Annotated in this window: 13 protein-coding genes; 10 read left to right on the top strand and 3 right to left on the bottom strand. The window is 34.0% G+C overall.

The window, feature by feature from the left end:
• Positions 1-175 precede the first annotated feature (175 nt).
• From ASE40_RS17475 to ASE40_RS17455, 5 genes are all read left to right on the top strand, one after another.
• Positions 176-1054 carry a DUF808 domain-containing protein gene (locus ASE40_RS17475; RefSeq protein ID WP_057118412.1) on the top strand — a complete coding sequence of 293 codons (879 nt, stop codon included), beginning with the start codon at positions 176-178 and terminating at the stop codon, positions 1052-1054.
• Between the two features lie 343 nt (positions 1055-1397).
• A complete protein-coding gene (locus ASE40_RS17470) occupies positions 1398-1808 on the top strand; it encodes a hypothetical protein (RefSeq protein ID WP_057118411.1) in 411 nt (136 codons plus the stop codon).
• Between the two features lie 111 nt (positions 1809-1919).
• Positions 1920-2189 carry a hypothetical protein gene (locus ASE40_RS17465; protein ID WP_128414989.1) on the top strand — a complete coding sequence of 90 codons (270 nt, stop codon included), beginning with the start codon at positions 1920-1922 and terminating at the stop codon, positions 2187-2189.
• Complete coding sequence (locus ASE40_RS17460) at positions 2189-2479, top strand: type II toxin-antitoxin system RelE/ParE family toxin (protein ID WP_057118409.1); 291 nt, start codon at positions 2189-2191, stop codon at positions 2477-2479. The genes ASE40_RS17465 and ASE40_RS17460 overlap by 1 nt, the downstream gene beginning before the upstream one ends.
• A 104-nt stretch (positions 2480-2583) precedes the next feature.
• Positions 2584-3474, top strand: coding sequence for a carbon-nitrogen hydrolase (locus ASE40_RS17455; protein ID WP_057118408.1), 891 nt, complete (start codon positions 2584-2586; stop codon positions 3472-3474).
• Positions 3475-3597: 123 nt separating this feature from the next.
• Here ASE40_RS17455 and ASE40_RS17450 read toward each other — a convergent pair whose 3' ends face one another.
• Both ASE40_RS17450 and ASE40_RS17445 read right to left on the bottom strand, forming a co-directional pair.
• Positions 3598-4857 carry an OmpA family protein gene (locus tag ASE40_RS17450; RefSeq protein ID WP_057118407.1) on the bottom strand — a complete coding sequence of 420 codons (1260 nt, stop codon included), beginning with the start codon at positions 4855-4857 and terminating at the stop codon, positions 3598-3600.
• A gap of 200 nt (positions 4858-5057) precedes the next feature.
• Entirely contained in the window at positions 5058-6575 is a 1518-nt protein-coding gene (locus ASE40_RS17445) for a choice-of-anchor I family protein (RefSeq protein WP_057118406.1), read from the bottom strand.
• Between the two features lie 183 nt (positions 6576-6758).
• On the opposite strand from ASE40_RS17445, the gene ASE40_RS17440 reads away from it, so the two are divergent.
• Positions 6759-7799, top strand: a complete 1041-nt coding sequence (locus tag ASE40_RS17440; RefSeq protein WP_057118405.1) for an agmatine/peptidylarginine deiminase — start codon at positions 6759-6761, stop codon at positions 7797-7799.
• 345 nt (positions 7800-8144) lie between these two features.
• Here ASE40_RS17440 and fahA read toward each other — a convergent pair whose 3' ends face one another.
• Positions 8145-9428, bottom strand: a complete 1284-nt coding sequence (gene fahA / locus ASE40_RS17435; RefSeq protein ID WP_057118404.1) for a fumarylacetoacetase — start codon at positions 9426-9428, stop codon at positions 8145-8147.
• A 109-nt stretch (positions 9429-9537) separates the two neighbouring features.
• Here fahA and glyA point away from each other — a divergent pair, with 109 nt between their 5' ends.
• The 4 genes from glyA to ASE40_RS17415 all read left to right on the top strand — a co-directional run bounded on the left by glyA (position 9538) and on the right by ASE40_RS17415 (position 13309).
• Positions 9538-10812: a serine hydroxymethyltransferase gene (glyA, locus tag ASE40_RS17430; RefSeq protein WP_057118403.1), complete on the top strand. Its 1275-nt coding sequence runs from the start codon at positions 9538-9540 to the stop codon at positions 10810-10812.
• 130 nt (positions 10813-10942) lie between these two features.
• Positions 10943-11536 (top strand): tRNA-(ms[2]io[6]A)-hydroxylase, encoded by a 594-nt coding sequence (locus ASE40_RS17425; RefSeq protein WP_057118402.1) that lies wholly within the window; start codon positions 10943-10945, stop codon positions 11534-11536.
• Between the two features lie 231 nt (positions 11537-11767).
• Positions 11768-12808: a GMP reductase gene (locus ASE40_RS17420; protein WP_057118401.1), complete on the top strand. Its 1041-nt coding sequence runs from the start codon at positions 11768-11770 to the stop codon at positions 12806-12808.
• A gap of 3 nt (positions 12809-12811) precedes the next feature.
• A complete protein-coding gene (locus tag ASE40_RS17415) occupies positions 12812-13309 on the top strand; it encodes a GNAT family N-acetyltransferase (protein WP_057118400.1) in 498 nt (165 codons plus the stop codon).
• The last annotated feature ends 76 nt before the right edge of the window (positions 13310-13385 follow it).

Below are 13385 nucleotides of genomic sequence, written 5' to 3'. Positions count from 1 at the left end.
TGTTTTGGGACAATTTTAGTTTTTATTATTATCTGGGTAATTTTAGGGCAGTGCAGTTAATTTTTTTTGGAATTCCAGTTCAGAAAACTACGAATAAAAGGTAAATTTTGATGCGATATTGTTGGGAAGATTAAGGCAAAATGTCTAGATTCGCATCACTAAAATAAATTAAAAAATGGCTTCAGGTTTTTTCGTTCTATTAGATGATATCGCAGCAATTATGGATGACGTTGCAGTAATGAGTAAAGTTGCTGCAAAGAAAACAGCTGGGATTTTAGGTGATGATTTAGCAGTAAATGCTGAAAAAGCTTCAGGCTTCGCATCATCAAGAGAACTGCCCGTTTTATGGGCGATCAGTAAAGGTTCGTTGCTGAATAAAATTATTATTCTTCCAATTGCATTTTTATTAAGTGCATTTTTTCCAATCGCAATCATGGTAATTTTAGTGCTTGGAGGATTGTTTTTAGCTTACGAAGGAGCCGAAAAAATATACGAATTCATATTTCCGCACAAACACGAAGAAGCAGAAGGAATTACCGAAGAAGTTTTAACCGAAGAAGAAATTCTAGTTGTAGAAAAAGCAAAAGTAAAATCTGCAATTGTAACCGATTTTATTCTTTCTGTAGAAATTGTGATTATTGCTTTAGGGACTGTGATCGGAAAACCATTATTGTCGCAGATTATTACAGTATCGATTATTGCCGTAATTGCAACAGTTGGTGTTTATGGTATTGTAGCGCTTATTGTTCGCATGGACGAAGTAGGTTTCAAAATGATTCAGCACAGTAAAAAAGAAAGAAGCCTTTTAAAAACTGTTGGAAACATTTTAGTTCAAGCGCTTCCAAAAGTAATTAAAGCATTAACTATTATTGGAACCATTGCATTAATATTAGTTGCGGGCGGCTTATTTGTTCACAACATTGAATTCTTTCATCATCTTTTCCCATCATTGCCCGCAATAGTAAAAGAATTTTCCATTGGACTTGTAATGGGATTTATTGTTCTGGGAGTTGTAAATCTCTTCAAAAAGCTTTTTAAAAAGAAAACAGCTTAATAAAAAAAAATAAAATATATTTAAAAGAAACATCAGTTAACGCTGGTGTTTTTTTTTGTTTAGAAGCACGCTAATTCGTTTTCAAAAGTACTTTTTGTCCCGCTATCCGCTATATCTTTTCCCCGCTAAAGAAGCGGGAAAAAGGATGTTGCTTCTATCGGGGCTAAGCAAGATCTTTTTATTTTCATAAGAATTAACGGTAATTGTAAAACTTTTTTTTAATAAATAAGTTTTTGATTTATAAGTGTTTAATGTCCGGTTAAAAATTTTTAACATTTTTTCAAAGCAACCATTGCAACCAACCCGCATCTTCATAGTAATTAACAATTAATTATTATTTTATATGAAAAGTTTTAGATTAAAATCAGTTTTGGTAGTATTATTTTTATCAATTGCATTTGTTTCATGCAATAATGACGACGATGAAAAGCCAGTAAACCAAAATACAAAGGCAGCATTAGTAACAGAAATTAAAGGACCAGCGACAGGAAAAGTAAATGACGAATTGAGCTATGAGGTAACGTATATTGTAGATAATGCGTGTGCTGAATTCGACAAAATCTCTGAAGTAACAATTGGAACAGAAAAAGGATTACAAGTAATTGCAAAATATCCATCAGAAGTTTGTACACAACAAGTTCCAGAACCTAAGAAAACAGTTTATAAATTTAAATCAACAGTAAAAGGAACTTTTGAAATTAAATTCAAAAAATCAGAAACAGAATTCTTAACTCAAAAAGTAGTTATCGAGTAACAACTTGCATAGTTGATTTTTTAGGTTGTAAAACCATTTTGCAAATGTTTAATTTTAAACTGCTGTGAAATGGTTTTTATAGTTTAAAAAACTGATTCAAAATACTTATCTTTGAAAGATCAAAATAATATGATTATGGGAGCTTTAGAGTTGAGAGAAAGTGTGTTAGAATATATTAATACGGCTGATGAGCGTCTTTTAAAAGTTGTAAAAGCAGTTATTGAAAGCTATCAGGAAGAAGAAATAGTCGCATTTTCAGTAGAAGGAAAACCAATTACAAGAAGTGAATATAAAAGCCAACTAGCAGAAACGAAATTAGAAATTGAAAAAGGAGATTATATTTCACAGGATGATTTAGAAAAGGAATCTGAGAATTGGTAATGGAAAAGTTTATAAAGGTAGTGTGGACTTATACTGCCAAGAATCAGTTGCAAACAATTTTTAATTATTATAAAGAAAAATCGATTCAGAGTGCCAACAATATTAAAAATGAAATTCTGAATTCTACTAAAAATATACATTTTATTGATCAGTATCAAAAAGATGAAATTGAATCACAATATCGAAGAATTATAGTTAGAGATTATAAGATATTATATTTTGTTAAAGACGAAGTAATTTATATTTCTAAAATATTTTCTACAAAACGAAATCTTACAAAACAATTATAGAAAGAGCTTGAAGAGCTCTTTTTGTATATCATATAGTTAAGTAAAGTAAACTCGCTTTGCCATTCCTTTAAAAAGTGTTATTTTTGCACTCTAAATTTTATGTCATGCCGAAAAGAAAATATAAAATATCAGTAATTCAGTTAAACCTTAATGATGTTGCTGAAAATAATCTTAAAAAATGTATCAGCTGGGTAAGAGACGCTGCAAGTCAAGGAGCAGAAGTTATTTTACTACCTGAATTATATAGCAGTCATTATTTCTGCCAAAGCGAAGATGTAGATAATTTTGCATTAGCAGAACCACTTTACAGTACTTCATTTATTGCTTTCAGCGAATTGGCAAAAGAATTAGGAGTGGTAATCATTGTTCCTTTCTTCGAAAAAAGAATGGCTGGAATTTATCATAATAGTGCATATATTATTGATGCAGATGGTACAGAAGCAGGTTTATACCGTAAAATGCATATTCCAGACGATCCGCATTTCTATGAAAAATTCTATTTTACGCCAGGTGATTTAGGTTTTAAAGCAATTGAAACTAAAAAAGGAACAGTTGGAACTTTAATCTGCTGGGATCAATGGTATCCAGAGGCTGCACGTATTACAGCTTTAAAAGGAGCAGAGGTTTTATTCTACCCAACTGCAATTGGATGGCATCCTAAAGAAAAAGAACAATACGGAGAAAACCAATACGGAGCTTGGATGAACGTAATGAAAGGTCATGCCGTTGCAAATGGTGTTTTTGTCGCTGCAGCTAACAGAATTGGTTTAGAAAAATACATTGAAGGAACAGAAGGAATTCAATTCTGGGGAGCTTCTTTTATTGCTGGACCTCAAGGAGAAATATTAGCTCAGGCTTCTCACGATAAAGAAGAAATCTTAATCGCAGAAGTTGATTTAGATTTACAAGAAAATGTTCGTCAAAACTGGCCGTTCTTTAGAGATAGAAGAATTGATGCTTTTGGCGACATTACAAAAAGAGCAATTGATAAATAATTAAATTTATTTTTATAATTGAAAAGGGACAAAGCAGCTTATACTTTGTCCCTTTTTATGTGCAAATAAAAAGGCGGTTTCAATAATTTGAAACCGCCTTTTCTATATTTAAATTCTTTAGAATTATCTTACTTGGAAAGTAACTCTTCTTACGATTTGACGTGCTTCTTTAGAATTTTTGTTCACAGAAGTATCTTCACCGTTAGCAATTACATTTAATCTAGAAGCGTCAATTCCAGCATTTGTTGCTACTTTTTTCACAGCTTCAGCTCTTTTTCTAGATAATTCAGTATTGTAGCTTGAGCTTCCAATTTCGTCAGCATATCCAATGATATCTGCAGATTTACCAGGATTGTTTTTCAAGTATTTTACTAAGAAATCAACACCAGATAAAGAAGCGTTTGTTGGTTTAGACGAATTGAAATCGAAATAAACGTTTACATAACCACCGTTAATTAATTCTTCAACAGTATTGTTTGTAGCTGTTCCAGCGCCTTTCTTTTCGTAAGTTTTGTCTAAATAGCTTTCTAATTCATCCGGCACACCATTTTGATTCGTATCAATAGATTGTCCTTTTGTATTAACTGCTACACCTGCAATTGAATTTGGTTCTAAATCGTATAAGTCAGCAACTCCATCTTTGTCTGAATCGATAAGACCAGTTTCGATTAAGTCCACTCTTTTTTCCAATTCACCAATTCTATCTTCTTCACCAACCCAGTCAGCATGTTTTTCATTTTTACCTAGGTAGAATGTCAAACCAACAGAAGCATTTAATAAAACACCGTCAAAAGATCCAGTTGTTGTATTACCCATTCCGTCGAAGTTCCAGTTTTGTCTTCCGTTAACAATTCCAGTAAGATCTCCAGTTAAGGCAACTCTATTGCTTAATTTGATTTGTCCAGTTAAACCAGCGATTCCATGAGCCATGTAATCTTGTCCGCCAAATCCTGTTTCAGTACTAATTTGAGAAACTCCAAAACCACCATGTGCCAAAACACCAATAGTGTTTGTCCAAGTTTCAAAATTTAAAGCACGTCCAACATTGATAACTCCTTGTAAACTCGCTCTAACATAACGGCTTTCAAAATCTGGAGTATTTTTTTTCTCTTTAAATTGGTCGTATCCAACATCTAATTTCAAACCAAATTTTGGATTAAACATATATCTCACACCCAAATCTCCGTGGAAAAAATTCGCAGATTCTGTAGTGTAACCAGGAGTCATTGTTCTCGTAGGTTTGTTAACACCACCATTAAGTTCGATAGACCATTTGTTATATTCTTGATCTACACTTGGTGTGGTAGAAGTCGGAGCCATATTTTGTGCGCCTGCCGCAATGGATAGTAGTAATAAAGATACTGATACTAATTTCTTTTTCATGATATCAAAAATTAAATTGTTTTTATTTTAAACTCATGACAAAATTAGAGGACGTGTTTCAGAATGTGTTCTATATGCTCTTACATAATTCCCACCTTTTGGCATTTAATTATGTAAATACGTTAATATTAGTATAATAGAAACCAAAAAAAAAGAACAAAATTCACATTTTGTTCTTTTAAGTATTTGTTAAAATAGTATTATTTCAAATCTGGCTGATAAATTTTAACCGTTCCATCACCTTCACTGCTTACTATTAATAAGCTTCTTTTTGTAGGACTTTTCGAAGCTGGAATGAATAATAAGCCTTCTGGTGCGTCACCTGTTTTTACAGTTTGTAAATATTGCGGCGAGTTTGGATTAGTAACATCATAAGTCATAAACGCATCAGATCTTTCTAGACCAACAAACAAAATGTTTTGAGATCCCATTTTTGCCACATATACGGCTTCGGGTTCAGAACCTTTATCGTCACTTCGTTTATCATCGTAAGTTCCTAATTCGTTAGTTTTTTTATCTACATCATTTTTACTGTCATAAACGATTTTTCCAGTGTTTCCATTCCAAATAGAGAACGATCTTGCGCCAAAACTTACCATTTCGTCTAAATCTCCATCGCCATCTGTGTCTCCCATATCAGCAACAAGATTTAATCTTCCTAAATTAGCGTCTAGTTTCAAAGTAGCTGCATCAGGAAAAAGAGTTGCATCAAGTTTTAAACTTTTCATACGTTTGATATCTGTGTTGGCAGTATATTCTCTTGCATCACCTTCGTTTGCAGTCACAAAATAAGGAACATTATTAGCAGAAAAATGACTAATAGCATCTGGCATAAACATTCCTTTTACTTTCCAAGGATTAAAAGCAATTTTATCATCACTGTCGCTTACATCAATTGCATTTTCAGCAGTATTGAAATCTTTAAAACCTAAAGGATAAATAGCAGTAATTGTTTTAGAAGTTAAATCAACTTTTGCAACACCGTTGTTTTCTTGTAAAGTAACCCAGGCAGTTTTTGAATCATCAGAAATTGTAATATATTCTGGTTCAATATCCTGAGCGAAGCTTTTAGCAGCTTTTGAAATTCTAAATCCATCTTTTGCTAATGCAGCAGCCTGACCGCTGAAAGAAGCGAAATCTAAAGTTGTTACAGTATAAGTACTAGTTTCGATGATTGAAATCGTTCCGTTTGGATCTTGAGAATAATCTGTATTTGGTTCACCCTCATTAGCAGTCATAATATATTTTCCGTCTGGAGAAAATGTAATCATGTCAGGCAAGGCTCCAACTGTAACTTGTTTGATTAAACTGTAATCTGAAGTATTGAAAACAGCAACTTTGCCGTTTCCTTGTTTGTTTGCTGTAGATTCTAAAGCCACAGCTAATTTTCCGTCAAAAACAGAAACACTATTTGCTGCACCTTCGTAAGCTACCAGATCAATTTTTCCAATTTTTGTTGGTTTTGTTGGATCGGTAATATCAATAACATCAATTTGGTTTACACCACTATTGTTTACAGTAAATAATCTTTTTGTTTTTTCGCAGTAAGCAGAGATTTCAGCAGCAGCTTCGCCTCCAATAGTAATAGAACCAATTTCTTTAAACGCTGCAGGGTTTTCGTTTACCACAATTTCAGGTTCGTTGTTTGTGTTTTCATCATTATTACAGCTTGCCATTATAAAAAGAGCTGTTAATAGAGAAATAGATACTTTTTTCATGTGTTAGTTTTTAGTTCCGGCAAAAGTAATTACAGCATTTCTGTTCAAGATTAAGGATGTATTATTTAATCTTTAACTTAATTTTTGGAAGATATTTTCGGTGAAACCCCAATCAATTTTAATCAATAGTTTTATAATCCTAGCGAATGCTTATCTTTGCACTTTCTAAATTAGAACCTATTTATGTCAACAAATAATAGAAGATTTCCAGCAGAATGGGAAAAGCAGCAAGGAATTGTATTGTGTTTTCCACATAATGGCAACGATTGGCCAGGAAAATACGAAGCAGTTCAATGGGCTTTTGTAGAATTCATTAAAAAAGTAGCCGCTTTTGAAACCGTTTTTTTGGTCGTAGCCGATGAAAAGCTAAAAGAAAAAGTTGCCGAAATGCTTGAAAGAGCCCGCGTAAACATTCAAAACGTTTCTTTTATTATTCATAAAACAAACAGAAGCTGGATGCGTGATTCTGGACCAATTATAGTAAAAAATGGTTCTAAAAGAGAAGCTTTAAATTTCAACTTCAACGGTTGGGCAAAATATAAAAACTATCAGCTAGATAAATTTGTTCCAGGTAAAGTTGCTGATTTTATTGATGTTCCATTAACTCAGGTTACTTACAAAGGAAAACCAGTAATTGTTGAAGGCGGCGCTATTGATGTAAACGGAAAAGGAACATTACTTACTTCTGAAGAATGCTTAATGCATCCAACAATCCAAGTTAGAAATCCTGGTTTTACTAAAGAAGATTACGAGGCCGTATTTAAAGAATATCTTGGAGTTACCAATGTAATTTGGCTTGGAGACGGAATCGAAGGTGATGATACACACGGACATATAGATGATTTATGCCGATTTGTAAACGAAGATACGATCGTTACAATTGTAGAAACAGATAAAAATGATTCTAATTATAAACCTTTGCAGGATAATTTAAAACGTCTGCAAAATGCAAAATTAGAAAACGGAAAATCACCAGTTATTGTAGCGTTACCAATGCCAAAACGTGTTGATTTTGAAGATTTAAGACTGCCAGCAAGTTATGCTAATTTCTTGATTCTGAATAATTGCGTTTTAGTTCCAACATTTAATGACAGTAATGATCGCGTAGCTTTGAATATACTTTCAGAATGTTTTCCAGACAGAGAAGTAATCGGAATCAGCTGCATTGATTTCATATGGGGATTCGGAACGTTACATTGCTTAAGCCAGCAGATTCCTTTATAGAAATAACTGCTACTAGCCAATACAGTATAAATTTTATTTTTTTGTCAGGCCTGAGCGAAGTGGAAGCCCACGCAAAGTTTTTTCTCAAAGTTTGAATAATATAATAATCTAAACCCGAAAGGTTTTTAAAACCTGTCGGGTTTTATTGCGTTTACTATAAAATGAAACAAGAATAAATTATCGCAACATTCAAAATAAAAAAAGCTTGTTAGAGTAAACTAACAAGCTTTTTTATAATTTATCGATACCATCAACCATTAACCATCAACAATTAAAAAAAATAAAAATTAAAAATTAACCATTAACCATTAACAATCAACCATTAACAATTAATGTCTTTTCTCTTCATGGTCTAATAAATGGAGGTAAAAGCTGGCTGCAAACTTCTCCGAAACCAATTCTTACTTCTGCATTTTCGCAGAAACCTCTAATGATTACAGTATCATTATCTTCAATAAATTTACGTTCACTTCCGTCATTTAATTTCAACGGATTTTTTCCGCCCCATGTTAATTCTAACATAGAACCAAAACTATCAGGAGTTGGTCCAGAAATAGTTCCAGAACCCATCATATCACCAGAATTTACACGGCATCCGTTAGAAGTGTGATGCGCCAATTGCTGACTCATCGACCAATATAAATACTTGAAATTTGATCTTGAAATAATAGTTTCTTCTTGATCCTCAGGTTTTAAAGATACTTCTAAATGAATGTCAAAAGTCTTTTTTCCTTTAGTCTGAAGATAAGGAAGCGGTGATGGATCTTGTTTCGGCCCCTTGGTTCTAAAAGGTTCTAGAGCATCCATAGTAACAATCCATGGAGAAATAGAAGTTGCAAAGTTTTTAGCCAAGAATGGTCCAAGCGGTACATATTCCCATTTTTGAATATCACGCGCACTCCAGTCGTTCAATAAAACCATTCCGAAAATATAATCTTCGGCTTCATAAGTTGGGATATTTTCTCCCATTACATTTACATCTGTAGTAATAAAAGCAGTTTCAAGCTCAAAATCTACTAAACGAGACGGTCCAAAAACTGGATATTTTTCTCCAGCCGGAAGCGTTTGCCCCATTGGTCTGTGCACCGGAATTCCCGATGGAACAATTGTAGAGCTTCTTCCGTGATATCCAACTGGAATATGAAGCCAGTTTGGCAATAAAGCATTTTCTGGATCGCGGAACATCTTTCCTACGTTTGTAGCATGCTCTTTACTAGAATAGAAATCAGTATAATCACCAATCAAAACTGGTAACTGCATCTCTACATCTTCGATTTTAAATATAACAATATCTCTGTGTTTTGTTGAATCTCTTAGCTGTGGATTGTTTTCGTCGAAAATATCAGCGATGCGATTTCGCACCAGACGCCATGTTTTTTTTCCGTCAGAAATAAAATCATTCAGCGTATCCTGCATGAACATATCATCGGTTAAATCAATTCCTTCAAAATAGTTTAATTGTTGTAAAGCCCCTAAATCTATAGCATAGTCGCCGATTCTTGTTCCTACGGTAACGACATTTTCTTTGGTAAGAAACACGCCAAAAGGAATATTCTGAATAGGGAAGTCGCTATTTTCTGGCACTTCTAACCATGATTTTCTACTGGTGTCGTTGGCGGTTATAGGCATGTTTAATGTTAATTATTTGTTGAAAAATTACATGTCAAATATATCATAATCTAGCAGTTTGACAAACGTTTTTTTGTATTTTTGCGTGAAATTAACGAAAAACAAAGAAATGCAACGCGACGAACAAATTTTTGATCTTATCCAAGAGGAGAAAGAAAGACAAATTCACGGACTAGAACTTATCGCTTCAGAAAATTTTGTAAGTGATGAGGTAATGCAAGCAGCTGGGTCTGTTTTAACTAATAAATATGCAGAGGGTTATCCTGGCAAAAGATACTACGGCGGTTGTGAAGTAGTTGATGTTATTGAGCAGATTGCTATTGACAGAGCCAAAGAATTATTTGGAGCTGAATATGCAAACGTACAGCCTCACTCTGGTTCTCAAGCAAATACTGCTGTTTACCATGCATGTCTAAATCCTGGTGATACAATTTTAGGTTTCGATTTATCTCACGGAGGTCACTTAACTCATGGTTCTCCTGTAAACTTTTCAGGTCGTTTATACCGTCCTGTTTTTTACGGAGTAGATGCTGAGACTGGTCGTCTGGATTATGATAAAATTCAAGAAATTGCAACTAAAGAACAGCCAAAATTAATTATCGCTGGAGCTTCAGCTTATTCTCGTGATATGGATTTTGCTCGTTTCAGACAAATTGCTGACAGCGTAGGAGCGATCTTATTTGCTGATATTTCTCACCCTGCAGGTCTTATTGCTAAAGGATTATTAAACGATCCAATTCCACATTGTCATATTGTTTCTACAACAACTCACAAAACACTTCGTGGGCCACGTGGAGGTCTTATTTTAATGGGGAAAGATTTCGAAAACCCACAAGGTTTAAAAACTCCAAAAGGAGAAATCAGAATGATGTCTTCATTATTAGATTTAGCTGTTTTCCCTGGAAACCAAGGTGGGCCTTTAATGCACATCATTGCTGCTAAAGCGGTTGCTTTTGGTGAAGCACTTAAAGATGAGTTCTTTACTTATGCAATGCAATTACAAAAAAATGCAAACGCAATGGCTGATGCTTTCGTAAAAAGAGGTTATAATATTATCTCTGGCGGAACAGATAACCACATGATGCTTATTGACTTAAGAAATAAAAATATTTCTGGGAAAGAAGCTGAAAATGCATTAGTAAAAGCTGAAATTACAGTAAATAAAAACATGGTTCCGTTTGATGATAAATCTCCATTTATCACTTCTGGAATCCGCGTCGGAACAGCTGCAATCACAACTCGTGGTTTAGTTGAAAAAGATATGGAAACTATTGTAGCTCTTATCGATAAAGTTCTTACTGATCACACAAACGAAGATCTTATTGAAGAAGTTGCAGAAGAAGTAAACGAATTAATGAGCGAAAGACCAATTTTTGCGTATTAAGAAATAGTTTCAAGTTTAAAGTTTCAAGTTTAAAGTTTTACGCTGTTCGAAAGACAGTTTGAAACTTTAAACTTTTTTCGTTCCTAAAAGAACCTGAAACCTGAAACCTGAAACAAAATAACAAAAGACTATGGGCGTACTAAGATTACAATTGCCAACAGATCCAAGATGGGTAAATATTGTTGAGAAAAACATAGAAGAAATCTTGACAGATCACGCGTGGTGCGAGCAGAAAGCAGCAACAAACGCGATCACAATTATCACAAATAATTCAGAACATCAAGATTTAGTTCAAGATTTATTGGCTTTGGCCAAAGAAGAAATCGATCATTTTGAACAGGTTCATAATATCATCATCAAAAGAGGACTAAAACTAGGGCGTGAGCGTAAAGATGATTACGTAAACGAATTATACCAATACATGAAAAGAAGCGGCGACGGAAGCCGTGTTTCTGGATTGGTAGAAAGATTGTTATTCTCTGCAATGATTGAAGCCAGAAGCTGCGAACGTTTCAAAGTTCTTTCTGAAAACATAAAAGACGAAGAATTAGCTATTTTCTACAGAGAATTAATGGAAAGCGAAGCAGGTCATTATACAACTTTCATCACATATGCTCGTAAATACGGAAAAGGAATCGATGTTGAAAAACGCTGGAGAGAATGGCTGGAATTTGAAGAGTCTATTATTACTAATTACGGAAAGGGAGAGACGATACACGGATAAAGTTTTTTGTTTCAGGTTTATTTTTGTTTCAAGTTTCAGGTTGATAAGCTTTGTGAATCTTTGTGAAATCTTAGAGGATCTCTGAAATAAAAAAAAACCGTGAAAATCAGCTTTTTCGCGATAGCGAATCAGTTTTATCCGCGTAGTAATTTATGCGTTTAGATTTAATCTAAAACCTACAATCTAAATTCTAAAATTCCTTACATTTGAGAGTAACCAAAATCTTGAAACATGAGAATAGAAATGGATTTAAAACTAGGTTTTAAAGATGTAATGTTTAGACCTAAAAGATCAACGCTAAAAAGCCGTTCTGAAGTTTCTTTAGAGCAAAATTTCAAGTTTTTGCACAGCACAGCATCTTGGACAGGAATTCCGATTATGGCTGCCAATATGGATACCGTAGGAACTTTTGAAATAGCGAAAGTCTTAGCGGGAGAAAAGCTCTTTACTGCAATTCATAAACACTATACTTTAGAACAATGGAATAGTTTCTTGAAAGACGTCACTCCAGATTTCTACGATTATATTGCTGTAAGTACAGGAACAGGGAAAGAAGATTTTGAAAAGATTGGAAAGATAATTACCGCAAATCCGTTGTTGAAATTCATTTGCATCGATGTTGCAAACGGTTATTCGGAGCATTTTGTTCAGTTTTTAAAGAAAACCCGTAAACAATATCCGGATAAAATCATTATTGCAGGAAATGTTGTGACAGGAGAAATGACCGAGGAACTTCTATTAGCTGGTGCTGATATCGTAAAAGTCGGAATTGGGCCTGGTTCTGTATGTACAACTCGTGTCAAAACGGGTGTTGGCTATCCGCAATTATCGGCAATTATCGAATGCGCCGATGCTGCTCATGGTTTGGGCGGACATATTATAAGTGATGGCGGATGTACAACTCCCGGTGATGTTGCCAAGGCTTTTGGCGCTGGCGCTGACTTTGTAATGTTAGGCGGAATGCTTGCAGGACATTCTGAAAGTGGCGGAGAACTGATCGAAGTAAAAGGTGAAAAATTTAAACAATTTTACGGAATGAGTTCTAAAACCGCAATGGACAAACATGCTGGTGGTGTAGCAGAATATAGAGCAAGTGAAGGAAAAACAGTTCAGGTTCCGTTTAAAGGAGATGTGATTCATACTGTTTTAGATATACTAGGAGGAATAAGAAGTACCTGTACTTATGTAGGAGCTTCAAGGTTAAAAGAATTGACTAAACGAACGACTTTCATCCGCGTAAGCGAACAGGAAAATCAAGTTTTTACAAAATAAAATATGATTACAATTACCGAAGCATCAATTGAAGATATTACTAAAATTCAAGAGATTGCAAACATTACATGGCCGATAACTTATGGTGAAATTCTAACAAAAGAACAGTTAGATTATATGCTGGATTTGATTTATTCTGATCAAGCGTTATCGAAACAAATCAAGAATAAAGAACAGTTGTTTTATTTAATTTCAGATTCAGAATCCATAATTGGATTCATTGGAATTGAGCATAATTATAAAAACGAGGCAATTACCAAAATTCATAAAATCTATCTTTTGCCAGAGACGCAAGGAAAAGGTTATGGTAAAATTGTTTTTGAAGAAATTGGAAAAATGGCTTTAGAAAATAATTCGAATGAGCTTTTATTAAATGTAAACCGATTTAATACGGCGTTGAATTTCTACAAAAAACTTGGTTTCGAAATCAAAGAAACGGTTGATATAGAAATTGGGAATGGGTATTTAATGGAAGATTATGTGATGGGGAAAAATATTTAAAAGTAGTTTTTTCTCAATCTTGTCATTTCGATCCCGAGGCTTCGGGAGAGAAATCACACAAGTATTTCCGTAAAGT

Source organism: Flavobacterium sp. Root935 (assembly GCF_001429295.1).
Classification (GTDB): domain Bacteria; phylum Bacteroidota; class Bacteroidia; order Flavobacteriales; family Flavobacteriaceae; genus Flavobacterium.
Note: the sequence above shows the minus strand (reverse complement) of the source record. Positions and strands in the feature narration are given on the sequence as shown.